This is a genomic window from Salinispora pacifica DSM 45544, assembly GCF_000378845.1.
GTDB classification, from domain to species: Bacteria; Actinomycetota; Actinomycetes; order Mycobacteriales; family Micromonosporaceae; genus Micromonospora; species Micromonospora pacifica.
Window position 1 is genome coordinate 413,157 of record NZ_KB905359.1, and the last position, 23,499, is coordinate 436,655.

The following is a 23,499-nucleotide window of genomic DNA, read 5'->3' on the forward strand; positions in this document are numbered from 1 at the left end:
ATGAAAGCCGATCGGCGGTGGTACCCTCCGTCGCACTGTCCAGTCCATGCCGCAGCTGACGTGGCGGAGGTCGACAAATGTCCTCGGTAACCCGGGACCGGGTTTCCCGAACGCCTCGTCTCGGCCTGTTTCGCGTACCTGACTTCCGCCGCTTCTATGGCGCGACTTTGGCCGGTCAGCTCGCTGACCGGTTCGTATTTCTCGCGCTGCCACTGGTGGCAATCGTCTGGCTGGACGCCGATGAGTTCGAAGTCGGCGTACTGACAGCGCTGACGACAGCCGGTTCGCTGCTGATCGGGCTTCCAGCGGGGGCCTGGGTGGACCGTTGGCGCAAACGCCCAGTCATGATCTCCACGGATCTGGTCCGGGCGGCGCTTTTGCTGCTCGTACCCCTGGCCTGGTGGACGGACGCGTTGACGATCGGGCTGCTGTTCGCGGTTGCGCTCGCCCACGGCATGATGACCGTGCTGTTCGAGGTCGGCTACACCAGCTATCTCCCCGCCCTGATCGGCCGCGAACACCTGGTCGAGGGGAATGCAAAGGTCGCCGCAGCCCGCTCCGCCATGAGCATCAGCGGCCCGGGCCTGGCCGGACCGCTGGTCGCCTGGCTGGGCGCACCGCTGGCTTTGGTCGTCAGCTCCGCCGGGATGCTGCTGTCCGCGCTGGGCGTGCTCCAAATCCGCAAGCCGGAGCCGCCGCCGCAGAATGCTGTCACCCGGCATCTCATTCGGGAGGTCAGGGAAGGGTTGCGGTTCGTGCTCGGCCACCCGCTGCTACGCCCGATCCTGTTCACCGACGGCATCTTCAGCCTCTTCCTCATCACGTACCAGACCATGCTGCTGGTGTTCCTCTCCCGCCACCTGGACCTTGGCTCGTTCGGCATCGGCCTGGTGCTTTCGGTGATGGCGTCCGGCGGACTCACTGGTGCGCTGCTCGCCCGCCGCCTGATCAACCGAATCGGCCCCGGCCCGGTGGTCTGGCTGGCAACACTGTGCACGGCACCGACCGCCGTGATACTGCCGCTCGCCCGGCCTGGCTGGCTGCTCTGGCTCGCGGCGGCCGGATTGGCCCTGGTCTCCGCTGGCGGTGTGATCCGCCTGGTCTCGCAGGTGGGGCTCCAACAGGCCGCCACCCCGGACCGGCTGTTGGGCCGGATGAGTGCCACCGTCCGCTTCGTCCAATGGGGCAGCATGCCGATCGGTGCACTGCTCGGTGGGCTGCTCGGTGGGCTGCTTGGCGCCCAAGCCGTACTGTTCATCGGGGCAGTCGGGATGACAGCCGCGTTCCTGCCGGCCTTCCTGTCACCGCTAGCGGCAGCGCGCGAGCTACCGGCGACGGCGGCGACGTGATCGACTCACCCCGGTACCCCACGTGGAGTGCCGGCCGTCGCCCGGGCGGCTGCGCGATCAGCGGAGCAACCCGGTGCGTTCGGCCCAGGTGGTAGCAGGCGACTCTCGGCCAGCTTCGTTGGCCGAAGTGGCCGCTGCCTCAGCCCGGGGCACCGGTGCCGGTCGGGTGGGGCGGGCCCGGCTGCGCCGGCTGCTGGCAGTCCCGGGTGGGGAGGCTTTAGGTGCGGCTGTTGGCCGGCACCCGAACCGGGTGCCGGCCAACAGCTTGCTCTCTCCTTGCGAGGATGTGATCTTGGTGGGCCACTCGCTCCAGCCCGGCGGCGTGGTCAGCGGCCCGGTCGGCTCACTTGTTGAGCCGCCACTGGTCCACGGTCTCGCCTCGGAGAACGCTGAGTAGTGCCTCTTTGTTCTCGAAGCTGGTGACCTTGTCCCGGTCCTCGCTCAGGTGGATGTGCCAGAGGTGCGACGGGTCCGAAGTGGCGGCTTCGTCCTTGCGGAAGTCCCAGCCTTCCACTTCGTTGTCGCTGTCGGCCTGCCCGAAGAACTCACGCCAGCCGTCCAGTCGAGGATCATCGGGATCCTGGCCGGAGGCGAGCAGACGGCTGGAGTACTCGGCGATGTTGGTGGCTTCCGAGAAGGTCCAGTCGTAGGCGGCGGCCTTGTCCGAGGGTCCGCCCTGGTCGTTGTCGTCGAGGACGGAGTAGTCGGTGGGGCTGTTGGCTACGCGGGTGTTGTGGTAGCCGGGCTTGTCGGTGTAGATACCGCCGTCGGCTGTGCCGGGCTGCAACTTCAGCAGCTCCTCCTGCAGCCACGAGGAAGCCTCGGCCACCTTGTCCGGATGTGGGTTGCTAGCAGCGGTTGCGGGCGTGGCGCCCACCGCGAACGCTCCGCCCAGGGTCGCGGACGCCGCCAGGGCCAGCACACTACGACGCAGAATCGTGTTCATGAGAATGCTCCATTCGGGGGTCGACACCCCACACGCGCCCAAAGGGGGGTTTGGGAGCGCAGGGTGCGAGCACCGTCCGGCGCTCAACAGAACAGGAAAGAAAGGGATCCCCAGGCAACCGCGCGGCCCTAGGAGGCTCTCACGGCGCCGGGTCCATGTATAACGACCGGCGGGGCGCCGGCATTCCCGGGGCTCACCCCCACGGGGCGGGTCCCTTCCTCGGTCGTGCACCCGGTACAACGCCCTGACGCCCGCCGGGATTCCACCACCAGCGCATCCCATACGGGCATCAAACAGACACCAGTGATGACGGCGCTCACCGAGTGGATGTGCCGTCCCGGTCCAGGGCCGTGGCCGTCTAGCGGGCCGCTCCCGCTCCTGGGCGATCGCCCCGTCGAAGGTCATCTGGCCCCCGACACCGGGGGGTGCCCTCAAGCACGATTCGGCGACCGGCGGCCAATAGCGCCGCGGCCGGGAACCGGTCCGCCGGGGCCGGCCGATCGAGGAGCACGGTAGGGCGACGGCGCCTCCAGCACCACCGGAGTTACGTCGTAGAAAGCGCCGAAGTACTCGTACTCGTCACCATCGAGATACGCCTGGTACTCGTCACCGTCCATGACAGACCCTGACGGTCGGGCACGCAACCCGATCTCGGACACCGCCCCGCCCCGCGCAGGTACCGAGGTTCCAGTAGAGGTGATCCACACGTCCATGTGTAGCCGACAACCACATTCGATAGGAAGCCCGTAGACGCGCGGGGGACTACGCATGCAGCCCGCGCAGAAAGTTGATCGGCTTCCATACCGTCGTCGACATGGAGATTTTCTTCGGGCTGTTCGCCGCAGCGGGCGCGATCGTCCTCACCTTCTCGTTCCTCGTGCGTCGGCGTACGCCGACGATCCGGCGCGGCTCGTCGGCGTACGTGTCGTCGGGGCCCAGCGCCACGGCAGGCGGCGACGGTGGCGCCTCCTGCGACAGCGGTTCGAGTGGGGGCGGATGGTTCTCCGGCGGGGACAGCGGTGGAGGTTCCTCCGGCGGAGACAGCGGCGGCAGCTGCTGACGGCGGACGGTGTGGCGCAGCCCATCGTCGGCAACGGCCAGATCAACGGTTCCGCGCCCGGCGTGGGCGGCTCCTAGCCGACATCGACCAGCTCCTGCGTCGCACCGCGCTCCGCGCGGTGCCTTGATCCAGACAGTCAGCGTGGGTGAACAGCTACCTACCTGCTCGGGTGGGGTGCCGGTTCGCGAAGTCGGCGACTCGGCGGGCAAGCGAGCCCTCGGTCCGGGCCCAGGTGAAGTGGTTCAGGGGGACCCTGGTTTCATCGTTGTAATGCACCCGTTCGATGGGTGCTGAGACGAGCTTGCGGCATAGGTGGTCGAGGCTGAACGAGGGCACGAAGTCATCGCCAGCGATGCTTACCGCGAGTACCGGCACGCGAAGCGCGGCCAGTGCGGGCTCCGGGTCGGCCCCGGCGATCGGCCGATAGCGACCGTGCCGAGCTGTGTAGGCCCAGTCGCGGATCACGCCGTGAGCCTGTCGGCCGCCGAACCCCCAACCTGGCCAGACCCCGAGCAGCGTCGTGACCTTCGCGACCACTTGTGTCTGCGCCAGCGTCAGTAGCCCGCGGGCACGCGGGTAGGTCCGCCAATAGGCGAGCCCGGCCGCTACCACGGCAACGCCGGAAGGCCCGGGCCTGTCGCCAAGTGCGAGGTGCAGCAGGCAGATGTGAGCCCCCAGAGAGTGGCCGAGCAGCAGCGTGGGTCGCCCGGCGATCCGGGGAGCCAACCAGTCACGTACGGCCCCGACGTCGGCGGCGAGTTCCGGGTATCCGTACTGGGAACCGCGGTCGGGGCGAGGAGAGCTGGCGCCGACACCCCGCAGGTCCACCACGTGGACGGCCAAACCCTCGGCCACGAGCTGTTCGGCGAACGGCCGGTAGAAACGCGCTGGCACGCCCATCGCCGGCCAGATGATGACGGCAGGTGCGTCGGCGTGGTCCGGCTCCGGGTAGTTTGCACCCCGAGCTGGTTTCCGTTGCGAAAGATGTACTCCTGCGTGGGTTCCATCGACGAGAGCTGTCCTTTCGTGGTTATCCGATCGCCAACGGGATCGGGGTCAGCGAGAATAGCTCTGGCGTCTCCACCTGCTTGATAAGCATTCCTTCGACTGCGGCCAGCGTTCCCGGCGATATCTGCCACGTAGGATCGAGGTGCTGGGTCAGCCGGTCCAAGGATGCGATCATCCAGCTCTCGTCCGCGAAGAGGTCGCCCGTATTGTGTATACCATTGAGAATTACGCAGGCAGCGGCGTGCAGTACGCAGTGGACTCGTGCTGCCGTATGCCCCACAATTGACCGGTATCCTCGTCGGTCTAGGCTGAACAACCGCGCGGTCTGCTCATGGTAGGCCGCATCGAGCCGGCGCACTGGCTTCCACGACGACAGGCGCGCTGCGAGCTGCGGCCACGCACCCCCAATCTCATCCCGACCACCGTTGGTCAGGTGCAGCCGGCGGCTCTCAGGTATCCCCGGTGTCAGTTCGGCCCGTCGGTTGAACAGGGCGGGCAGCAGGGACGGATCACCACCGGAACCGCTGGGAGCGAATGTCAGGTCCGCGGCAATCGAGCTGAGGTTCACGTGCGTCGTGCCCTCGAAGATGCTCGCGATCGCCTGATCCCGATGCAGCTTCTGAAATGTGCGGGCGGAAACGGTGTCGCGCAGGTATCCCCGGGCGCTGAGCACGGTGTTGAGATCGGCCAGCGCCCGCTCGACGGTGACCGGGACGAAGTACTTCACGATCGCGGACCACAGGCTGAGCCGTTCGGGAAGCTCGGTGATTGCTCGCACCGCCGGGATCGACACACATTCGCCGATGATCAGGTCAAGATAGGCCCGCACCAGGATGTCCCGGACCGCAGGCAGCTCGGTGACCGGTGCCCCGTAGAGGCGGCGCCCGCGGGCGTGCGTGTACGCCAGGCGTAGACCGGTGTCGAGACTGCCCAACGACAGCGCGGCGATGAGCGTACGAGTGATCTGTAGGGCCTTCAGCGTCTGTGGGATGCCCGCGCCCGGTCGCCCCAGCAGCGCACTAGCTGGAACTGCACAGTCGGAAAACGTGATGCCACTTAGGTCATGGCCGCGTAGGCCGACGGTTGGCACGCCTGGGTTGTTGTGCCATTGTCCGGCCGGCAGCTGCTGCTTATCCACGAGGAAAAGCGAGAACCTGCGGGGGCCGGTAGCGGCGTAGACGGTGCAGAATGCGCCGCGGGTGGCGTTACCCACTGGCCACTTTTCGCCATTCAGCACGTACCGGTCGCCGTCACGCCGGGCGGAGACCCGACACCCGGCGAGGTCACTGCCGTGGTCGCGTTCCGACATCGCGAACGAGCCGAGATCGCCGGCGAGTAGCCGGCTAGCGAGCCATTGCTGCTGCCGGTCGTTCCCCCACAACCAGACCGGGTTGGCGCCGAGCAGGGTGGTGCCGTACGACACCCCGGGCCGCACGTCGCGACGGGCGATCGTCCGACACATCGAAAACAGTTCCTGGAAGGATCGCATCCGACCACCGAGAGCCTGTGGTACGAGAAAGTGGGGGAATTCCCAGGAGCGTAGCGCGTCCATCGCCGACCAGGGCATGTCGTCACGCTCATCCTCCTCCACGCTGCGGGAGAAGGCGGAGACAGCGTCGGGATGGTTCGGGTCCCCCAGGAACTGCTCAAGCTGTGCGGCCGACTGGTCTTCGGCGTAGGTGCCATGACGACTCCCGTCAGTCGGCATCGGATGATCCTTCTTCCGGCGCCGGTACAAGGTGCCGCAGGAAAGCGGCGCGGCTGGCCCGCATCCAGTTACGGGTGGCAAACATCGTGGCTGGTGGGGCGTACAGCGCAGCCGTGTGCTCCACAACCGTGGCCACCTCCGCAGCGCTCGCACCGGCGGCGAGGAGTGTCGCTCCCCATGCCCGACTACTGAACGCGGTCAAGCTGGTGAACTCCGGCGAGTGTTGTCCGGCCATTGGGTTCGCGGTGACGATGGCCTCGTTTCGGAGGTGAAGGTGCAGCCCCAGCAGTGCCAGGTCCCATCCGACGCCGGTGGCACCCGGTCCGAACTCGGCCCAGAATCGCTCGTCAACGACAGCCGTGTGCTCGAGTTCGATGATGGTCTCCCCGGTGCCGTTGGACAACCGCACGACCACCTCGGACGCCGGGCTGTCCCCGATCACCATCGCCAGTGTGAAGAGTCGCATCGGTTCGCAGTGCAGGATGGTGCCACGCAGGTTGCCCTCGAACGCGAAGGCGCCACCCCTGTGCACCTCACCGGTGACCGGAAGGAACCAGCGCGAGATCTGGTCCACGTCGGTGAGGGCGGCCCATACCCCCTCCAGGCTTGCCTGGTAGCCGCGACGTAGTCGGACGCTGCGACCGTCACCTGCGGGAATGCGCCGATGGTCGATGTCCCGGTGGACGCTGGCGAGCTGTTCGGCGATGTCTGTCATGAATCCCTCTTCTCCAGTAGCGACCTGTCGTCGGGTCACGACGTGCCTTCATACGCCGAACTCGAGGCGGTAGTCGCCGAACTGTCGATCGATCCGGGTCTGGTCCAGACCAAAATCAGTGAGCGAGTAGCCGGGCCTACCAGGGCGCTCCGGGGCCTCATCGCTCAGGTAACGCGCCATCCGAGCAGCTGCGTTCGGAGGCAGGGAAACCCCGGCGAATTCGCACACCCGTGCGGCGACGCCGAGCGGGTCCGTCCGCAGGTCTCGCTGTCGTACATCGAGTGTGAGCGCGGCGGTCCCGTAGCGATCTCCCTGGCGCAGGTTCGACAGCCCCTGTGTGGCGTATCTGAGCCACTGCCTGCCGATGGCCCAGTAATTCACTGGGGCTCCGCTGGCGCCCCGCACGACCGCGGTGAGGTTGCTCGCCGAGGCCAGGTTGGCGGCCGGATTGCGGTGGAGTCGGATGATCCGCGCCCGCGGGTACGCTGCAGCCAGCGCGTCCAGGTGCCACAGGTGGGACGGACACTTGAGCACGATGTGCTGCCCCGGTCGCCGCCACAGCATGCACCGCAGCAGTAGACGATGATATTCATAGGTTTCGCGCAGGTCCTGCTCGTTCAGCCAGGCCAGGTAGCTCGGTATGTGGTAGCGCTGCGCGAAGATCGAGCTGGAAAACGTGGTGGCGGTCAGCCGGTGGCACTCGTCGGGCCGTAGCGGGTCCAACGGATGCAGGTCCCGGAGTCCCGGTGCAACTCGGTGGTATTGCTCGACGTAGTCGCGAGCGACCTGGATCATCCGGACGTGTGCGGTGGGGTCGGTCGAGGCAGCTGGTGCCAGCATCTCCCACAACCGGGGTGCCCGCAGCTCGGGATGCTCTGCCAGTAGATTGTGCAGGGCCGTCGTACCGGTGCGTGGCATCCCCGTGATCACGATTACGTTCTCCAGCGGAATCTGCTCGATGTCTGGATTGGCCTGTACGAGCTGGCTCGTCTGGATTTGTGTGACGAGTTGGGTGACCACGAAATCGTGCAGGATCTGGCGACCGAAAGAGCTCAGAAACGCCTCGCCGGCCACCGCTTCCAGCAGGCGCCGGAGTGCGGGAAGGAACTGTAGTGGCCGGTGGTCGTGGTCGCCGGCCGACTTCCGAGCCTGTGCGACGAGATCATCCACAGCCATGCCGGCGATCGCCGGGCGGTCCGCCTCACTGCCGCTCATCGGGATCACTATCCGCTGTGGTCGCGTGCTGTTGGGGAGCCGGAGTCTCTCCTGCTTCAGGGCTTCTGTCCGTCAACGCATCCGCCACGAGCTGCGTCATATCGCTCAGGGATCCAGCCTCGTATAGCTCGGACTCATCCAAGGAGATGTCGAATTTCGCCTCGATCTTGTCTAGAATCTTGTAGAGGGTCAATGAGTCCAGACCGGAAAGATCGGAAAGACCAGCTTCCTGGTCGACCGTCTCGACAGAGTAGTTCAGCAGGTCCGCGATGACCTCCCGGATCTGCTGTTCCACCGTGGTGTGGAAATCAGGCATGGCAGCTCCTTGCCGCTAATTAGATTGTGTTGAGCTCCCCACCGCTCTCAGGTCGTCGGTGGCGCGTTTTGCCGCACCTTGGCCCGTTGCACCTTGCCGCTGCTCGTGCGGGGCATGCTCTGGGGCGGTACCAGTTGCACCGTGACATCGAGTTGACCGAGGCCCGCCGAGATCGCAGACCGAATACGACCAATCAGGTTCTGTCGCTCGTCGCTCGACTCGATCGCGGTCTCGACCACCACGACCAGTCGTTCTCCACGCTCGTGGTCCTCGCCGACCGCCGCGCATCGTCGGCGGTAGACGCCCGGCACGTCTCGGACCATCGCCTCCACGTCCTCGGCGTAGTAGTTGTGGCCGCGGATCACCACCATGTTCTTGGTTCGGCCGGCGATATAGAGCTCGCCGCCATGCACGAACCCTTCGTCCCCCGTACGCAGCCAGCCGTCGTTGGTGAAGAGTTCCCCCGCCGGCTGCTGAAAGTAGCCGCTGGTGACAGGGGCTCCCGTTATCTCGATCTCACCGAGGTGGTCCTCGGCGCCGTCGGCACCGCCAATGCGGATCCGGACCCCCCGGACAGCCTGGCCCACGGCGACGAGGGGACGGGCTCCAGGCGCACCGGGCTCGGCGAGGACGACGAGGCCGCTGTCACGGGTGCGGGCTCGATCGAGCCATAGGTGGGACAGGCGGGATCCGGGCCGCGGGAAGGTGACGGCGAGTGTCGCTTCCGCCATCCCATAGACGGGCATGATGACATGGGGACGAAGACCCCGGTCGGTGAAGGCTCTCTGGAACCGGGCGACCGTGCTGGCCTGGACTGGCTCTGCGCCGTTGAGGCCCAGTCGCCACCCAGACAGGTCGAGATCCGTCGGAACTCGGTTGACATCATCCGCCAGATGATCATAAAAGAAGTTCGGGGCGGTGGTGACCGTGCAGCCGTGGTGGACGAATTGCTGTAGCCACGCTGCTGGTTGCCGGACGAACGTCGACGGACGCCAGACGACCACGCGTAGGCCCTGGCTCAGAGCGGCGAGAGTTGAGAAGAGCCCCATGTCGTGGAACAGCGGGATCCAGAGTCCGGCCACGTCTGCTTCCGTCAATTCGCACCCATCGATGATCGCGTCGAGTCCCGCCACCACGTTGCGGTGGCTGAGGACGACGCCCCTGGGGTTCCGGGTGCTGCCGGACGTGTATTGGATCACCGCGAGCGAGTCGACGCCGGTCGGCTCGGTGAGTTCCGGTCCTGTTGTCGGCAGCGCATCGCCATCGACAACTCTGACCGGGGGTAGTGCGGCGGAGTGGCCGCGAACCACGCCCAGGCATGCCGAGCTGACCACGAGGTGTCGCATCGCGGAGTCGGCCAGGACCCGTCGCAGGTGATCGAGGTAGCCGGGTAGCCCGCCCATGGCCGAGGGAGTAGCGAGCGGTACCGCCACCGCGCCGCAGTGCAGGATGCCGAGTAGGGCACGCAGGAACACCAGGCCGTTCTCTGCGACTAGTCCAACAGGGTCGCCCGGACGGACGCCGTCAGCGCGCAACTGCGCGGACGCCGTCCGGCTCATCCGCAGGAGGTCCGTGAGCGACACTCGTTGACCATCCTCGGCGATGAGGATCTCACCGCCTCGGGCGGCGTAGATCCGCTCTACTAGCCCGCTCTCCGTACTGCCGCGCGGTGCTGGCTCCGTCGGCATGGCGACCGCCCCCTCTCAGCGGATGAGCGAGGCGACCCGCTCGCGGTTGTTGGTCCAGTCGGTTCGGCTGACCGCGACGAGGCAGGCGGTCTTGTGAGGTAGCTCGACCACCATGATCTGCCGCATGCCCAGCATTTTGTGTAGGTGCACCATTGACCGATTACGAATATTGGGATCTCCGATGTAGTGTCGGGCCTCCGGCCACGTTTCAAAGGCCCAGTCCACCCCGTCCACGATTACCTCCAGAATGATGCGTCGATCCACCCGCGCCGCCGGATCCACCAGCAGGTGAGATCCGCGGGCCTGATCCTCGATCAGAGGCACATCGGCGAGTAGGCTGTCCCGCTTTGCGTAGGTCTCGGCGTAGGCGACCGGCCGTCCATCCAGTTCACCGACGATTGTCTCTACTCCGAGTTGCTCCGCCGGCAGCGCCAGGTAGTCACGTACAGTCTCGGGGCCGTACGGCGGCGGACCGACCTTCGCCACCCGAGGAGCAGTTCCCCAGTACGTCAAACCCGGGGCGGTCCACCATCTCCAGATCATTTCCGCGTCGCTCGGCACCGTGCGCCGCCAGATAAATGTGTGTCCACGACGCAGGTGTAGAGTCCGTTGACCCGGTATCCGCCTTTCCACTCAACTTCCCCTATCATCTGTGTCATGTGGTGTCCGCCGTATGCGTGCTGCCCGGCGCTGGAGTCGGGAAAGGCTCAGGCGAACGGTGCGGGCGACCCGAAAGGCATTGTCACGGTTGGTCTCGAACGAGTTCGTGTAGAAGTGTGTGCCGAATGTCATTGGGCCGACGAGGTAGAGGTTCGGACACGCGCTGCCGTCCGTGCCGAGAACCTGACAAGTGTCGAACCGGACCCGCACGCCGCCCCGAGGATCGGCCGTGAGCAGACCACGTCCGATCGCGCCGCGTAGCAGTGCGTCGCGTCGACAGGCGATGGTGAGATGCCCGCCAGTCGCGTCTATGAGGACATCGTAGGCGTGGGCGGATGGACCCGACCGAGTGACGATCCGCCAGCGGAAGGCAGCGCCGGATTCTTCGGGGGTGACGGACGTCAGCCCGCTGCGCACGCTGAGTTGTCCGCTCACCACGGCAGGCAGCAGCGCCCTCGCGTTGACCAGTGGCATGCTGTGCCGGTACTCGCTCCAGCGAGCTTGGCAGGTCGTCAGGAACAGCATCTGGTCGCGCTCGTCGATGGCGTGCCAGATGGCCGGGGTGTGCGGCGACAACGAGTCCAGTGCGTCGTACCAGGTGGTCGAGGACTCCGTGGCGGCGACGACCGCGGTCGCGAAGACCTGATTCTCGTCCTGTCGTTGACGGCTTCGCTGACCGGCACGGGAGAACCACTCCCGGGCATCTGGCATTCCGGGGGTGTATGGCTCGCGCGCCCGGGCATCGAGTCCCTCCGCCAGCGCCCGTGCCGCTGTACTCAGCCGGAGCCGCTGTCGGCCCGCCCGGGTCTCCCGGTCTAACCAGTCGGGATCGAGCAGTGCTGGCTGCTGCTCGGCCGTCGCGCTCTGTACCTTCGGAAGCCCCCGTGTTCGGGAATAGCAGGAGATTCGCCCCTGGGATCCTTGTCGGAGTAGTTGGATGCAGATGTCAACGGCACTCAGGCCGCTGCCAACGATGCCCACGTGTGCGATGGGCGAAATCTGCATAAGCTGACGTGTCTCGGCGAGAGACGCAACGAAGTTCTGACGGCCCGCCCAGTGCGCGAGGGCGCCGTGGCGGGACTCCCCAGTCGCCAGGACCACAACGTCGAACGTGCGCTGCACACCGTCGGTACCGGTAATCCGGAACGACCCGTCACTCCGCACAAGGTCTACTGCCGCGGTTGGCCAGTGCTCGACGGCCACACCGGCTCGTTCGGCCGATACGAATGCCCCGAGGAGGACCTGCTGCAGGTAACGCCCGAAGAGCCAACGCGGCGGGTACTCCAGGTCGTCGTGGTCGTGCGTGCCCGGTTGGGCGCGCAACCAGTCGCTGAATCCGGTCGGTGCCCGCGGGTTGATGTGCAAACGGTCGGTCCGCATGTTCAGACGGTGCACTGACTGGAAGGCGTACCCCGATCCGGGCTCTTCCGCGGGGTCGACAGCCGTCAGCCTAACCGGGACTGTCGATGGATCGGTCTGAAGCTCGTTGATGAATTTCCACACAAATGATGTTCCGGTAGGGCCCAAGCCGATTACCGCCACCGACGCTTCGCCGTTTCTGCTCACCCGTGTTTCTCCCTTCATTGGTTGCTCAGGACGTATTAGCGTGCCGCGCACGAGTGCGCGGACGTCCAAGTGGGGTTTCTTGTGGGATAAGTGCCTTAGGGGCAGTTACGGATCCGTCGCCTCGGGCTCTTTGGATGATTCGACGAATCACTGGTGTTGGATCCGATCCCGTATCGCAATTAGGCACACAATTGGCAGCGTTGCCGGGTTGGATCTCTCGTCAGAATATAAGGCGGGGGTGGTGTGGTCAAGCGCTGAAGCATTTCTTTTCATGGTCATCTTCGGGTTCCTGGCATATATTCCGCAAGTCGGGCCCATCGGTGATTTAGGTTGGGGTGCCGAGGTGGAGATCGTTCGGGGTTGCATCTGAATCCGGTTGGCCGGCGGTGAAACGCTTGATCAGCTCATTCGCCTGATGGCGAGCGTGCATCTGATCAGGCAGGAGGCCGGGAGGAAATTCACACCCGGTCGTGAGGTTTGAAGATCTTCAGGGCGATGTCGGTGCGTGACACGTCGGGGAAGCTCATCATGATCCGGTGGTAGCCGGTCTTGCGGGTTTCCCGTTCTTGAGCTGGCTGTTCATGCGTTGGACGGCGGCGCGGAGCCGTAGCCGGTTCGGGGTCCATCCGAGCTGGCCGAACCGCCGCCAGCCGGAACGGGAGGGCGCTCCGGCGTCGGTGCGGGTGGGCGGCGGGTCAACACCGCCCATCGGGTCAGCCGTGGGGTGAACAGGCCGGTGACCGCGAACAGCAGCGCCAGCGCAACCCAACCGAGGCGGCCCCCGTCGAGGATCAGCAGGGTCAGCAGAGCGGGCCCCACCGCACCGGCGAGGCCGTTGAGGAGCCCGGCAGCGCCCTGGTACTCGCCGACGAACTCCGGTGTGGCCAGGTCGTAGGCCAGCCCGGTGCCACCGACCGCGTGCCACAGATCGCCGATTGTGTAGACCGTCGTCGCGACCAGCAGCAGCGCGATCGTCGGGCCGGCGGGCAGAGCGCTGGTGCCGGTGAAGAGCAGCATCGCCGCGGCCAGCGCCAGACCAGCCCGGCGCATCGTTCGCGCAGCCGGAGTGGCGGTCTGCGCGTTGCGGCTCAGGCGCACGGCCAGCAGCACTGTCAGCACCGTGTTGGTCACCAGGACCGCTGCCACCATGATGGTCGGTGCCGCCGTGTGCGAAGTCACCCAGAGGGGAATGATCAAGGTGAGGACGACGGAGTGCAGTGAGAGCACCGCGGAGGTGGCACCGACGGCGACGAAGGGGGCGTCCCGCAGCGCTGGCCCGAGACCGCGCTTCGGGGCGGCCGGCACCGACCCGGGCGGAAACGGAGGCAGTCGCATGATCAGCATCGCGGAGAGTGCGAATGCCGCGGCGTTGCCGAGCACCAGCAGCTGGTACGCCGCCCGGGCGTCGGCCACCAAGGCGAGCCCCGCCAGGGCCGCGCCGACACCGGTGCCGAGGTTCGCCACCGCGCGCAGTATCGCGAAGGCAGGTACCCGTCCTGCCGCGCCGCCGACGGCCGCGACCAGGGCGGCGCGAACCGCGAGGTTGCCGGTGGCGAGCAGCGCACTGAACACCGCGACCACGATGAACGACGCGACCGAGTCAACCAGCAGGTAGGACGCGGCGACAACGGCCTGCAGCAGCTGCAGGACCGCCCGCAGCGTACGCGGGTCGCGTCGGTCGGCGAGGCGGCCGAACGGCACGCTCGCGATCAGCCCGACCAGCGCGGCGACCGTGAGACCCACTCCGACCGAGCGGGTGGACAGCCCGAGGCTCCGGGTGAGAAACAGGGCCGAACCGGCAAGCCAGAGCCCCATCCCCACCGTGTTGGTCAGCGTGGCCCAGGCCAGGATCCGCAGCGGCCCGGGTGGCGGGATCGGTGAGATCGCCCTCCACCAGCTCATCCTCGTAACCTAGGTCGACCTGAGCCAACGGGCTGACCGGCGACTGGCGACTTCAATCACAGTGGACTCCCTCCGGTGTCCCGCGAAGGGCGCGCGACCAAGGTCGGCAGTGGTCATCGGCCGAACGGCCGTGCCGCCAGTTCGGCCGCGATCCGATGCGGGTCACCGGTGCGAAACTCGGGGGGGTCGTGTAGCAGGAAGTCGCGGTGGCTGATGTTCCACGCGTACGCGCCGGCCAGGGCGAACACCAGCACGTCACCCACGCCGATCGGACCGGCATCCGCCGATCGGGAAAGCACATCCTTCGGCGTGCACAGCTGTCCGACCACAGTCACCGGGCCTCCGTCGGTGCACGGCCCGTCACCACCGTGGCGCCGGTGTACGGCGAACGGCTGTGGGTGCCCCTTCGCCGCCGGTGTACGAAGGTGGTGCGTGCCCCCGGCCACCACCGCGAACCACTCGCCGTACGAACGTTTCACGTCGATTACTTCGGTTAGGTAGGAGCCACAGTAGGCGGCGATCGAACGGCCAGGTTCGATGCGTAACCGCAGGCCCGGATGCGCGGTCAGTAGATCGGCCAGCTCGCGGCCGTAACCGGCCCAGTCGAACCGTGCCGCCGGGTCGGCGTAGTCGACGGTCATGCCGCCGCCGACGTCAACCTCGCGGGCACCCAGCACAGTAGCCGCCCAACGGACCACCGCGGCGGCGACGGCGCCAGCAGTCGGGGCGTCCAGCCCACTGGCGAGGTGGGCGTGCACGCCGTACACCTCGACTCCGGCGGGTGGTTGACGGGCACATGCGAGGGCGTCGGAGGGGTCCATGCCGAACGGGCTGGGCTGGCCACCCATGACCAGGCTCGCTCCCGGCACGTCCAACGGGAGGTTCACCCGCAGCAGCACCCGCGCGGGTACGCCGAGGTCGTCGGCCAGGGCGCCGAGCCGGTGCAGTTCGGCAGGGGACTCGACATGGATTCGGTCTACCCGGGCGGCGAGCGCGGCGCTGAGGTCCGCATCGGTTTTGCCGGGCCCGGCGTAGGCGGCCGGGGTCCGTCCGGGCAGCACCTCGGCGAGACGCCGCAACTCCCCGCGGCTGGCGGTCTCGAAGCCGGCGACAATCGGTGCGAGAGTTCGCAGTACGCTCGGGTCCGGGTTCGCTTTGACCGCGTATAGCAGCTCGACTGCCCGGGGCAGGGCTGCCCGGACCGCGTGGGCGTGGGCGGCCAACCTGTCGAGATCGTGGACATAGACCGGGCGGATCACTGGCGGCCGCCGAATGGGTTCGGTACCGGGACGAAGGGCGCTGCCCGGTCAGCCTCACGTCGCCACCGGAGTAGCAGGTTGGCCTTCGCGACCAGCTGCTGGCCCGCCAGCAGCGCGTGTAGCTCGGGCGGATCGCCGAGGTCGGCGGCCACCACCGAGACCACCGCCCGCACCTCCTGCCACAGGGTCGACTCCACCTCCGGCCGGGCATCGGCGAGGGCGCCACAGATCCCGGCCAGGTGATTGACGAACAGGCAGTAGACGACGCGGCGCCGGGACTCTTCCGCAGTGTAGGCAGCCTGCGGTGGTACACCCTCCGGCCAGTCAACCCGGCGGGTGGTGTCCAGCTTCACTCCCTCCAGGTCCCGCAACAGCATCCGGACCGGGTAGCCCCCCGGTCCAAACACCACGACCACGTTCTGCAGGTGTGGTTCGTACACCACGCCGAGCTGGAGCCAGCAGCGCAGTACCGCCGGCACGAGGAGCCCGACGTAACGGTGCCACCAGGTCACCGGGTCGTCCAACGGCAGCGGAGTGGCAGCCAGCGCTGCCGCCAGTACCGGGGTCTCCCCGGGCCCCAGGTGCGGGCGCAGGCCGGTACGCAGGATCGTTCCGTACGCCTCATCTACCCCGGACGTGTCGACGGTTCGGTAGGCGGGTTCGGCGAGCAGCGCGACGCCGTCCGGCAGCGGTACGCGCGACAGTAGTTCGGTCAGCGCCACCGCGCCGGAGAGTTCGTATCGGGCGTTCTTGCGCAGACAGTTGGTGATCCGTACGTGCAGACTGGTCTTGACGAACAGATCAGCGACGGGCGCGTAGAGGGTGCGGACACTCGCGGTCGGTCGGACCGGCGCCCCGGCCGGGCCGAGCCGGCGGATCCGGGAATCCGTGGGTGGCACCAGCGCCAGCTGCCACGGATGAACCGGCAGCACCTGGTGCCCGGCCGGCGGACGGGGCGGGTCCAGGGCCGCCAGCAGCGAATCGACCGGCCCGGCTTCAGCCACGAGGTTGTCCGGAACGGCGAGCCAGTGTAGGGGGAAGGCGGTGCGTAGCTCCGGTGCGTAGGCCCGCCAGCCATCCGGGTCTCCGCTGCGCCACTTTGGCGTGGGATGGTGCGGGTGGCCGAGGACCAGTGACTGCTCGGACGCCACGTACACGTCAATCGCGGGTTCTCCGGTCGGGGTCGGATCGGTGGCCGGTCGTTCGGCGAGTAGTCGGGCCACGACATCCCGGCTGGCCCGCACCTGCCCGAGGAACTCGGGGTTGGCGCGGCCGGTACGGGCGGTGAGTTCCGCCGCGACCAGCTCAGCCAGCTGTTCGGCATCCAGGTTGTCCCATTGATCGTTGCGGAGTTGGCGTCGTACGGGGCCGTGGTAACTGTGTGCGCCGACGGGGGATACCCGGGTCACGTCGCAGCGCAGCATCACCCCGGTGGCCGGCAGCCGCAGCCGCATCTCGTTGCCGGATACGCTGGCCTCGCCGGCGGGGGAGGCAACCTCGCGGACCAGGCAGCCGAACACGGAGTGTGCGGTGGCCAGGTCGGCCGAGTGGGCCGGCGCCGGCCGGAGACGGAGGCCGGTGCCGGTCATCGACTCTCCCGCAGGTAGTTTGGGCCGGTGCGCCGGTAGACCTTGTTCACATCGGTGCAGTCGAGCCGCTGCTTCGACAGCAGGGTGCCGGCGGTGACCATCGCCTTCACCGGCAGACGGTCGGCGTGCAGCACCCACTCGGTGAACATCCGAGCCGCCTCCGGGTCGCCCCACCGGTCGCGGGCCGCGGCGAGCCGGGGAGCCAGCGCGGCAGCGGGCGACGGCAGGTGAAGGCCCCGGGCGGTCAGCGCCAGCAGTGGCGCGGTGGCGGCGAGATGCAGGGTGATGGTGATGAAGACGTCGGCCAACTCGTGCGGATCGCGCACCCACATCCGCGTGTCTCGCAGTGCGACCGAACCGCGGTGGCGCGGGTCGAGGCGGGCGCCGTCGTTGTCCTTGTAGAGCAGGCCGACCGTCCCGTCCGGCGCGAGTAGCAGGTGGATGTTCTGTGGGTGGGCCTCCAGTGCCACGCCGTACCGTAGCCACAGGCAGACGTGCCAGTCGAGGAGTAGGTCCAGGTAGGAGTTCACCAGCGCTAGCGGCTGGCCCCGGCTGACTCGCTCCAGGACGGTGCCGGCCTCCGGATCCGGCGCGGCGAGGGCCGCTACCGGAACCAACCGGGTGCCGGCCAGCTCGCGCGGGAATCGGCGGAGCAGGAACGCGCGGCGGTCGTCCTCGCCGAGGTGGCCGTAGGTGTGCTCGTCGGCGTGTCGAATCCGGCCGGTGAAGGCGGGTTCGGCGCCGGCGATGCGGTTGAGTAGCTCGGCCACCGACGCGCCGTCGGCCAGGCTGTCCGGTCGCAGCCCACGATGGTTGCGGGCACCCAGCGTGGCGGTCGGCAGCGGCAGCTTCAGGTGGGTGTACGGGTCGTCGGCGAGCGCCACGGTGCGCATGGACAGCGTGGGCCGTACGGTCACCGCGGCCCGGGGGATCACCGGTAGGGCGTGTCGAAGTGCGGTGAGTGGGTGCACGGGCAGCAGCAGGTCGGCGCTGCGGTCCGCCGCCGGCCACCAGCTTGGTAGTGGACCCGTGAGCCGTACCTCTGCGCGGGGCGCGACATGCCACCGTAGCGGGAAGCGGGGGGCGTGCTCCGGGGCGAACCGGAGCAGGTCGGCGTCGTCCAGCCCGTGCCGGCACCGGTCAGTTGGGTAGACCGGGTGGCCGGTGTGCGCGGCGAGCACGTCGTCGAACAGCGCTGTCGACATGCCAGCCGGGACGTTCGCCCGCTCGGAGACCACCGCGGCGAACACCGACGGCCGGGCTCGCCGGGCGAGCCGGCGGGCCCGCAGGTCGGCGTGGCACTCGGCGGTGAACGTCCGCCAGCCGGCCTCGGCCTCCGGATCGCCGGTTGGCGCAAACAGCGTGAGTAGGCCGTTCAACGTGTTGACGCGACGGTAGCTGCCGCGACCGTCGCGGACCTGCAGCATCGGCGTCGCGGAACGGAGCGTTGCCTGGAAACCGTCGGCGCGGACCGGGATGCGAACGACCCCGTCCGAGTGTGGCACCTCCCACTGGTCCGGGGCCGTGAGCCGCCCGCGGTGGAGTAGGCCGAGGTGGTCCTCCCGTAGCAGAGCGTCGAGAACCCGGGTGAACACCTGCCGCTCGCTTCTGTCAGCCATCCGTGATCGTCCAGCGCATCCCGTCTCGGAACGCGGCCAGCGCCGTCCGCACGAGGTGCGTGTCCGGACCGATGCCGTGTAGTGCCGCCAGATAGTCGCGGTTGGTGCCGGTGTACTCCCCAACCCGGCCCACCGCACGCATCGGCCGGTTGGACAGCACGACACCGTTGTGGGTCGTGTCCACTCTTCCGGGCGCCTTGGTGAGCCGACCGGAGCGATCCGCGCAGACGTATTCGACCCGGGCATGCCGGCTGATCTCCGCCGGGTCGGGGAGATCGAATGCGGCCAGCGGTTCGCCCAGATGCAGTCGGATGACGTGGGCGAAGAGTGGCACCCGGAGCAGGTCGGTGAGGATGAGGTCCATCCGGTCGCCGATCAGGCGATCGTTCACCTCGATCAGTCGGACCTGGTCGTGCTGTACAACGTACTCCGTGTGGCAGGCGCCGAAACGGACACCGAGCAGGCCGAGCAGCATGCGGAGCCGGGCCTCGTGGTGGGGCGCCGGGAGTGACCAGTCGAGGCTCAGCTCGGTGAAGGTCGGTGGTGGGCCGAGGCTCGTGTGCCAGCCACCAAGAACGGCCAGCGACTCGGCGTCACCCAGCGTCTCGTAGGTGTGCAGCTCACCAACCAGGTACTCCTCGACGACGAGGGCGACGTCCGGCCGCCGCCGCCGGATATCGACGACCCGAGCCGTCAACTCCCTTGGATCGACGACCAGATAGGCGTCCTCACTGGCCACACCAGCACGGGGCTTTACCACCGCTGGAAAGAGATCCCGGGGCACGGTGGGTGTGGCGCCGGGGTTGACGGTGACCGCGCGCACCGGGTCCAGGCCGGCGGCGGCGAAGACGCGGCGCATGGCGGCCTTGTCTTTGCAGAGTCGGGCGGCGTCCGGGTCTTTGCCGGGCAGTCCGAGCTTGCCGGCGGCGATGGCGGTCGCCTCCTGCAGGTGATCGCTGTTGGAGAGCAAGGCGACCGGTGGGTCGGTCGTCGTCGCCGCGACGATCGCCGTCGCGTCCCGAACCGCGCAGTAGTCCACCGGTACGCCGGTCGGCCATTCCGCGGGGCGGTCGGTCAACACCGTGACTGGCAGGCCGAGCGAGTCCGCCGCCGGGAGGAAGCCCTCCAGGACGGCGTCGGTGGGATTCAACGCGGTGAGGTACAGCCGCATCCCGCCTCCTTGGCAATCTCCCCTGACAGCTCAAGATAGCCGAATCTGAATTTAAGGCTTTAGCATCCAGCGTGGGATGTCTCAATCACGGGCGGACATGCGGTCGGCCTGGTGCAGCAGCGCGGCGGGCAACAGCGCGGCGAAGCGGGCGTTGAGCACCGCACCCTGCACGGCGATTCGAGACTGCTGCCAACCTCGGTCATGGTGCCGTCAACGCCGGCCCCGGCGCCCGCCTTGTCCGTGGGGATCGCGCTCGTCACCGCCTCGACGATGGCCGGGTTCGCCAGCGCGCAGCCCGTACCCATGATGAGTAGCCCGGCCAGCAGCGTGCCGTAGCCCTCCACAGGGCCATGGGGGTTGACCGGCGTGGTCGCGGTCGCTGAGGCGCCGCTCATCGCATCGCGGCTTCGTCGTTCGTGGTCGGGCTGTCGAGTCGGTCTATCAGGTGGCCCGCCAGTAGCCGAGGGAGGTGAGCTGGTGTTTGCCGACGCCGAGCGTCCGCCGTACGTGCCGGGTGATGCGGCGGGTGCTGCCGGCCTCGCACCCCACCCAGTAGTGCGCGGTCTCGCCGGACGGTAGTGCGGCGCAGACGGTGTCGACCAGGTGCTGCCCGTCGTCGCGGCGCGGCACCCACGTCACGTCGTGGTGCGCCCGGGCGCGCGGAGTCAACGCCTTCTCGTCTTCATGGGCGAACTCCAGCCACACCGTCGCGGGGATGCCGGCGCCAGCGTCGAGGAGGCTGTTGACCGCCGGTAGCGACGCCGCGTCCCCGACCAGGTAGAGGTGTTCCGGCGCCGGGTCGGGCAGCTGGAAGGCGCTGCCCTGCACGGTCGCGTCGATAGTGTCCCCGGCCTGCGCGGTGGTGGCCCAGCGGGCGGCGCAGCCGTCGTGGATGGCGAACTCCAGGGTGAGTCGCCCGGTTGCGGGATCTGGGTCGACCAGTGTGTACGCCCGCTGGTGTGCCCGGCCGTTGGTCTTGAACCAGAGCCGGATCCACATCGTCGGGTGTACGCCGCACACCGCCAGGAGCCCACCGTCGTCAAGGAGTAGCCGCTGGTAGCGCCCGGCAACCGACTCGGTGCCCAACACGGTGAGCCGGAAGTCCCGACCGCCCATGGCCCGGAGGACCAGACCCTCCCAGTTCCGTCTCACAAGACCTCCAGCTAAGGTCAGCCTAAGTTGGGAGAGGTTAACCTAAGCGGAAGCTTCGATGGTACCGCTTCCCGCCCGCCGGGCACCACACTGCTGGCCCGATGCTTACCCGCGCAACCAACGAAGGGCGCGAGATCACGTGATCTATCAGGAGTAAATCCTCGACCTTGGCAAGCTGACGCTGGAGCCGGTGTGCCCCGACCTGCGGATCGCGGGGTTCACCTTCGCCGCGGAGATCGACATGCCCGACAAGCGGGCCCAGTTGGCTCTGCTGACCCGAGCCGGTTCGAAGCCGACCAATCCGACTGGTGGGATAGGAATTCACCCGCAACGGAGCCCTTCGGTATCGGGCGGGTAGGTGCCGCGCCGCGAGGGGTGGCGTGACCCCGCCAGGCGACTTTACGCCAGGGTTTACCCACAGACATCGGTGGTTGGAACTGCGACGCTTTACGTGGCATGGCGCGGGGGACTCGCTCGGTGTTCAGGAAGCTCCCTTGTTCGAGGTGGTCCGGAGAGCGGGTAATTCGAGCAGGCTAACGGTGCGTGGCTGGTTGTTGTCATGGTGGCCGCGCTGACGCAAGCACCAGAACTGCTGTTTAAGATCGGGTGAAAGGAAATTTCGTGCACGTGGGTTTGAAGAATCCGAAGCTTGCTGCGCTGGCGGCTGTCGCCGCAGTGGTGGCGGCTGGTGTTGTGGCTCCGGCCGCAGCTCAGGCGGCTCCCACAACACCTGTATTTGGGTCTACAATCGACGGATACGCGGCGTATGATGGCCAGGACACGTGTGATCCAACCGCCAAACCCGGCGTGATCGCCTTTAGGGATCTGCTGAACGCTACCTATGATACCCACCAGTCAGGTATCGGACGCCAGTGTAGTGGCGGCAGCGTCAGCGAGCACCATGAAGGACGAGCTCTCGACTACCATTTCAACTATTTCAATTCGGCCGATCGTGCGGACGCGACCGACCTACTCAACTGGCTGCTTGCCACGGACTCCTACGGCAATAAGCATGCTATGGCCCGCCGGCTTGGCATCATGTATATCATCTGGAATAAGCAGATTTGGTCGTCGTACGACGCTTCTTCCGGTTGGCGGCCATACAGTGGGGCCAGCCCGCACACCGACCATATTCACTTCAGCTTCAGCTGGGCTGGCGCGGAGAAGCGCACCACGTGGTGGTCGGCGAATCAGGTAGCCGGCAACGCCTCGGTGTATGGCATCCTCCCCGACGGCCGGCTGACCTACTCGGTGATCGATGCGCCTACCGGGGACCGGACGTTTGGGCCAGTGATCTCCAGCGCCTCCCTGGGCTTCACCCCAAAGGCAATGGCAACGATGAACTTCAACACCATCCTGGTCACTTCCACGGACGGTAAGCTCTACCGGGTAGATGTCAACACGAATAATGCCTCGCTTACCTTCGAGCCCCCCGTCGAGATCGACTCGAGGGGTTGGGTGCATGACCTGCTCGCGTACGACGGTGCCGGCAACCTCTTCGGCATCTCTGATGGTCAACTGCGTCGGTACGGCGTCACCGTCGCGACGCATTCAGTCACGATCAACAGCAATACGGTGATCGCGGACAGTGGCTTCACGCTGAACACGCTTACCGCTACCGGCCCGAACTGGATCCTCGGGACGACCAGTGACGGCACCCTCCGGTCATACAAGATCAACGGTGCCGGCGACTGGGACGGGGCAACACTCGACCCCGACGGCTGGGGCTTCACCCATCTGATGTCGCCCGGTGGGGGCATCTACTACGCCCGCGACGCGAGCGGGGCGATGTACCACTACCAGGATGTCAACCCGTACGACCGCAACGGCAGCGACGTGGTGTACCACTTGGACGACCCGGTGGATGCGGGCGGATGGACCCAGAGCCTCCTGTCGACCCAGCCCGACACCATCAGCTGACCACGACGACTTCTACGCCGCCCGTCGCGACAACCAGTCGCGGCGGGCGGCGACTGTCAGGCCGCCTCCACATACGAAACGGTTTCGACTCAGGGTGCGATACGCGGCGACATGTCCCGCGTTCTGCTGATCGAAGACCATCAGACGGTGCGCGATGGACTGCAGCTGGCGTTGACCCGGAGGGGCCCCACGGTGGACGCGGTGGCGACCGGCGAGCAGGGGCTGGCCCATGTGCACGAGGACACCTGCGACGTCGTCGTCCTCGACCCCATGCTGCCGGGGATGGACGGGTTCGAGGTCTGTCAGCGGATCCGGAGCCTCGGCGACCTCCCGATCATCATGCTCACCGCGCGGTGCTCTGACGATCGACCGCGTCCCGCTGGTGGTCCATAGGAATGGCGTGCCGGTCGGTCTCGCGCCGACCGAGCTGCGCCTGCTGCTCGAGCTCTCCCGCGCCCCGGGCCAGGTCGAGGACGACTCCTCGGGGCCGTCGAATTCGTCGTCGGGCCGATGCAACCAGCTGAGCGTGGGGGCGCTGATGCCGGCCCGGCGCAGGGCCGGTGCCTCGGACGCCGAGGTCACCCCGAGTCAGGCGGCGCCGGCGTCCAACGCTGCCCGGGCCACCATCGCCGCGCCGTGACCGAAGGCGGCCGCCT

General features: G+C 67.4%; 20 protein-coding genes and 2 pseudogenes. 5 read left to right on the plus strand and 17 right to left on the minus strand.

What is annotated here, in order from left to right; all coding sequences use genetic code 11:
• Nucleotides 1-77 precede the first annotated feature (77 nt).
• Complete coding sequence (locus SALPAC3_RS0101815; protein WP_018219560.1) at nucleotides 78-1,349, plus strand: MFS transporter; 1,272 nt, start codon at nucleotides 78-80, stop codon at nucleotides 1,347-1,349.
• Between the two features lie 343 nt (nucleotides 1,350-1,692).
• Here the strand turns inward: SALPAC3_RS0101815 and SALPAC3_RS0101820 are convergent, their stop codons facing one another.
• Together SALPAC3_RS0101820 and SALPAC3_RS0101825 are read right to left on the minus strand one after the other, a co-directional pair.
• On the minus strand, nucleotides 1,693-2,295 hold the full coding sequence (locus SALPAC3_RS0101820; protein ID WP_018219561.1) for a hypothetical protein: 603 nt from the start codon (nucleotides 2,293-2,295) through the stop codon (nucleotides 1,693-1,695).
• Between the two features lie 431 nt (nucleotides 2,296-2,726).
• Nucleotides 2,727-2,912: a hypothetical protein gene (locus SALPAC3_RS0101825; RefSeq protein WP_018219562.1), complete on the minus strand. Its 186-nt coding sequence runs from the start codon at nucleotides 2,910-2,912 to the stop codon at nucleotides 2,727-2,729.
• Between the two features lie 197 nt (nucleotides 2,913-3,109).
• On the opposite strand from SALPAC3_RS0101825, the gene SALPAC3_RS0101830 reads away from it, so the two are divergent.
• Nucleotides 3,110-3,355 (plus strand): hypothetical protein, encoded by a 246-nt coding sequence (locus tag SALPAC3_RS0101830; protein WP_018824090.1) that lies wholly within the window; start codon nucleotides 3,110-3,112, stop codon nucleotides 3,353-3,355.
• Nucleotides 3,356-3,508: 153 nt separating this feature from the next.
• On the opposite strand, the pseudogene SALPAC3_RS25220 reads toward SALPAC3_RS0101830, so the two are convergent.
• From SALPAC3_RS25220 to SALPAC3_RS0101910, 15 genes and pseudogenes are all read right to left on the minus strand, one after another.
• Nucleotides 3,509-4,362: pseudogene (locus tag SALPAC3_RS25220) on the minus strand (alpha/beta hydrolase family protein).
• Between the two features lie 23 nt (nucleotides 4,363-4,385).
• Entirely contained in the window at nucleotides 4,386-6,071 is a 1,686-nt protein-coding gene (locus SALPAC3_RS0101840; RefSeq protein ID WP_018219566.1) for an acyl-CoA dehydrogenase family protein, read from the minus strand.
• Nucleotides 6,061-6,786: an SRPBCC domain-containing protein gene (locus SALPAC3_RS0101845; protein ID WP_018219567.1), complete on the minus strand. Its 726-nt coding sequence runs from the start codon at nucleotides 6,784-6,786 to the stop codon at nucleotides 6,061-6,063. The genes SALPAC3_RS0101840 and SALPAC3_RS0101845 overlap by 11 nt, the downstream gene beginning before the upstream one ends.
• A 48-nt stretch (nucleotides 6,787-6,834) precedes the next feature.
• Nucleotides 6,835-8,001 (minus strand): sulfotransferase family protein, encoded by a 1,167-nt coding sequence (locus SALPAC3_RS0101850; protein ID WP_018219568.1) that lies wholly within the window; start codon nucleotides 7,999-8,001, stop codon nucleotides 6,835-6,837.
• Nucleotides 7,988-8,317, minus strand: a complete 330-nt coding sequence (locus tag SALPAC3_RS0101855) for an acyl carrier protein (protein ID WP_018219569.1) — start codon at nucleotides 8,315-8,317, stop codon at nucleotides 7,988-7,990. Before SALPAC3_RS0101855 ends, SALPAC3_RS0101850 begins: the two co-directional genes overlap by 14 nt.
• A 47-nt stretch (nucleotides 8,318-8,364) precedes the next feature.
• Nucleotides 8,365-10,005: an AMP-binding protein gene (locus SALPAC3_RS0101860; protein ID WP_018219570.1), complete on the minus strand. Its 1,641-nt coding sequence runs from the start codon at nucleotides 10,003-10,005 to the stop codon at nucleotides 8,365-8,367.
• 15 nt (nucleotides 10,006-10,020) lie between these two features.
• A complete protein-coding gene (locus SALPAC3_RS0101865; RefSeq protein WP_080635103.1) occupies nucleotides 10,021-10,548 on the minus strand; it encodes a GNAT family N-acetyltransferase in 528 nt (175 codons plus the stop codon).
• 90 nt (nucleotides 10,549-10,638) lie between these two features.
• Nucleotides 10,639-12,249, minus strand: coding sequence for an FAD/NAD(P)-binding protein (locus tag SALPAC3_RS0101870; RefSeq protein WP_080635104.1), 1,611 nt, complete (start codon nucleotides 12,247-12,249; stop codon nucleotides 10,639-10,641).
• A 561-nt stretch (nucleotides 12,250-12,810) separates the two neighbouring features.
• Nucleotides 12,811-14,133 (minus strand): MFS transporter, encoded by a 1,323-nt coding sequence (locus SALPAC3_RS0101875; protein ID WP_018219573.1) that lies wholly within the window; start codon nucleotides 14,131-14,133, stop codon nucleotides 12,811-12,813.
• Between the two features lie 113 nt (nucleotides 14,134-14,246).
• On the minus strand, nucleotides 14,247-15,392 hold the full coding sequence (locus SALPAC3_RS0101880; RefSeq protein ID WP_018219574.1) for an alanine racemase: 1,146 nt from the start codon (nucleotides 15,390-15,392) through the stop codon (nucleotides 14,247-14,249).
• Complete coding sequence (locus SALPAC3_RS0101885; RefSeq protein ID WP_018219575.1) at nucleotides 15,389-16,981, minus strand: IucA/IucC family protein; 1,593 nt, start codon at nucleotides 16,979-16,981, stop codon at nucleotides 15,389-15,391. The genes SALPAC3_RS0101880 and SALPAC3_RS0101885 overlap by 4 nt, the downstream gene beginning before the upstream one ends.
• The gene (locus SALPAC3_RS0101890; RefSeq protein WP_018219576.1) at nucleotides 16,978-18,600 is read right to left on the minus strand and encodes an IucA/IucC family protein; all 1,623 of its coding nucleotides are present in this window, start codon (nucleotides 18,598-18,600) and stop codon (nucleotides 16,978-16,980) included. Before SALPAC3_RS0101890 ends, SALPAC3_RS0101885 begins: the two co-directional genes overlap by 4 nt.
• Complete coding sequence (locus tag SALPAC3_RS0101895) at nucleotides 18,593-19,771, minus strand: ATP-grasp domain-containing protein (RefSeq protein WP_018219577.1); 1,179 nt, start codon at nucleotides 19,769-19,771, stop codon at nucleotides 18,593-18,595. The genes SALPAC3_RS0101890 and SALPAC3_RS0101895 overlap by 8 nt, the downstream gene beginning before the upstream one ends.
• A 117-nt stretch (nucleotides 19,772-19,888) precedes the next feature.
• Nucleotides 19,889-20,124, minus strand: a pseudogene (locus SALPAC3_RS27795) (MFS transporter); the annotation flags it as partial.
• A gap of 88 nt (nucleotides 20,125-20,212) precedes the next feature.
• Nucleotides 20,213-20,923: a siderophore-interacting protein gene (locus SALPAC3_RS0101910; RefSeq protein ID WP_026185149.1), complete on the minus strand. Its 711-nt coding sequence runs from the start codon at nucleotides 20,921-20,923 to the stop codon at nucleotides 20,213-20,215.
• A 627-nt stretch (nucleotides 20,924-21,550) separates the two neighbouring features.
• On the opposite strand from SALPAC3_RS0101910, the gene SALPAC3_RS0101915 reads away from it, so the two are divergent.
• The 3 genes from SALPAC3_RS0101915 (at nucleotide 21,551) to SALPAC3_RS28215 (ending at nucleotide 23,483) form a co-directional block, all read left to right on the plus strand.
• Complete coding sequence (locus SALPAC3_RS0101915) at nucleotides 21,551-22,843, plus strand: VldE C-terminal domain-containing protein (RefSeq protein ID WP_232430441.1); 1,293 nt, start codon at nucleotides 21,551-21,553, stop codon at nucleotides 22,841-22,843.
• A 147-nt stretch (nucleotides 22,844-22,990) separates the two neighbouring features.
• Nucleotides 22,991-23,236: a response regulator gene (locus SALPAC3_RS0101920; RefSeq protein ID WP_232430442.1), complete on the plus strand. Its 246-nt coding sequence runs from the start codon at nucleotides 22,991-22,993 to the stop codon at nucleotides 23,234-23,236.
• A 7-nt stretch (nucleotides 23,237-23,243) separates the two neighbouring features.
• A complete protein-coding gene (locus SALPAC3_RS28215; protein WP_018219582.1) occupies nucleotides 23,244-23,483 on the plus strand; it encodes a hypothetical protein in 240 nt (79 codons plus the stop codon).
• Nucleotides 23,484-23,499: the final 16 nt, after the last annotated feature.

Bases quoted from the DNA above. Each gene is read 5' to 3' on its own strand.
- SALPAC3_RS0101815 (WP_018219560.1), top strand. From the start codon at position 78: ATGTCCTCGGTAACCCGGGACCGGGTTTCCCGAACGCCTCGTCTCGGC.
- SALPAC3_RS0101820 (WP_018219561.1), bottom strand. From the start codon at position 2,295: ATGAACACGATTCTGCGTCGTAGTGTGCTGGCCCTGGCGGCGTCCGCG.
- SALPAC3_RS0101825 (WP_018219562.1), bottom strand. From the start codon at position 2,912: ATGGACGGTGACGAGTACCAGGCGTATCTCGATGGTGACGAGTACGAG.
- SALPAC3_RS0101830 (WP_018824090.1), top strand. From the start codon at position 3,110: ATGGAGATTTTCTTCGGGCTGTTCGCCGCAGCGGGCGCGATCGTCCTC.
- SALPAC3_RS0101840 (WP_018219566.1), bottom strand. From the start codon at position 6,071: ATGCCGACTGACGGGAGTCGTCATGGCACCTACGCCGAAGACCAGTCG.
- SALPAC3_RS0101845 (WP_018219567.1), bottom strand. From the start codon at position 6,786: ATGACAGACATCGCCGAACAGCTCGCCAGCGTCCACCGGGACATCGAC.
- SALPAC3_RS0101850 (WP_018219568.1), bottom strand. From the start codon at position 8,001: ATGAGCGGCAGTGAGGCGGACCGCCCGGCGATCGCCGGCATGGCTGTG.
- SALPAC3_RS0101855 (WP_018219569.1), bottom strand. From the start codon at position 8,317: ATGCCTGATTTCCACACCACGGTGGAACAGCAGATCCGGGAGGTCATC.
- SALPAC3_RS0101860 (WP_018219570.1), bottom strand. From the start codon at position 10,005: ATGCCGACGGAGCCAGCACCGCGCGGCAGTACGGAGAGCGGGCTAGTA.
- SALPAC3_RS0101865 (WP_080635103.1), bottom strand. From the start codon at position 10,548: ATGATCTGGAGATGGTGGACCGCCCCGGGTTTGACGTACTGGGGAACT.
- SALPAC3_RS0101870 (WP_080635104.1), bottom strand. From the start codon at position 12,249: ATGAAGGGAGAAACACGGGTGAGCAGAAACGGCGAAGCGTCGGTGGCG.
- SALPAC3_RS0101875 (WP_018219573.1), bottom strand. From the start codon at position 14,133: ATGAGCTGGTGGAGGGCGATCTCACCGATCCCGCCACCCGGGCCGCTG.
- SALPAC3_RS0101885 (WP_018219575.1), bottom strand. From the start codon at position 16,981: ATGACCGGCACCGGCCTCCGTCTCCGGCCGGCGCCGGCCCACTCGGCC.
- SALPAC3_RS0101890 (WP_018219576.1), bottom strand. From the start codon at position 18,600: ATGGCTGACAGAAGCGAGCGGCAGGTGTTCACCCGGGTTCTCGACGCT.
- SALPAC3_RS0101895 (WP_018219577.1), bottom strand. From the start codon at position 19,771: ATGCGGCTGTACCTCACCGCGTTGAATCCCACCGACGCCGTCCTGGAG.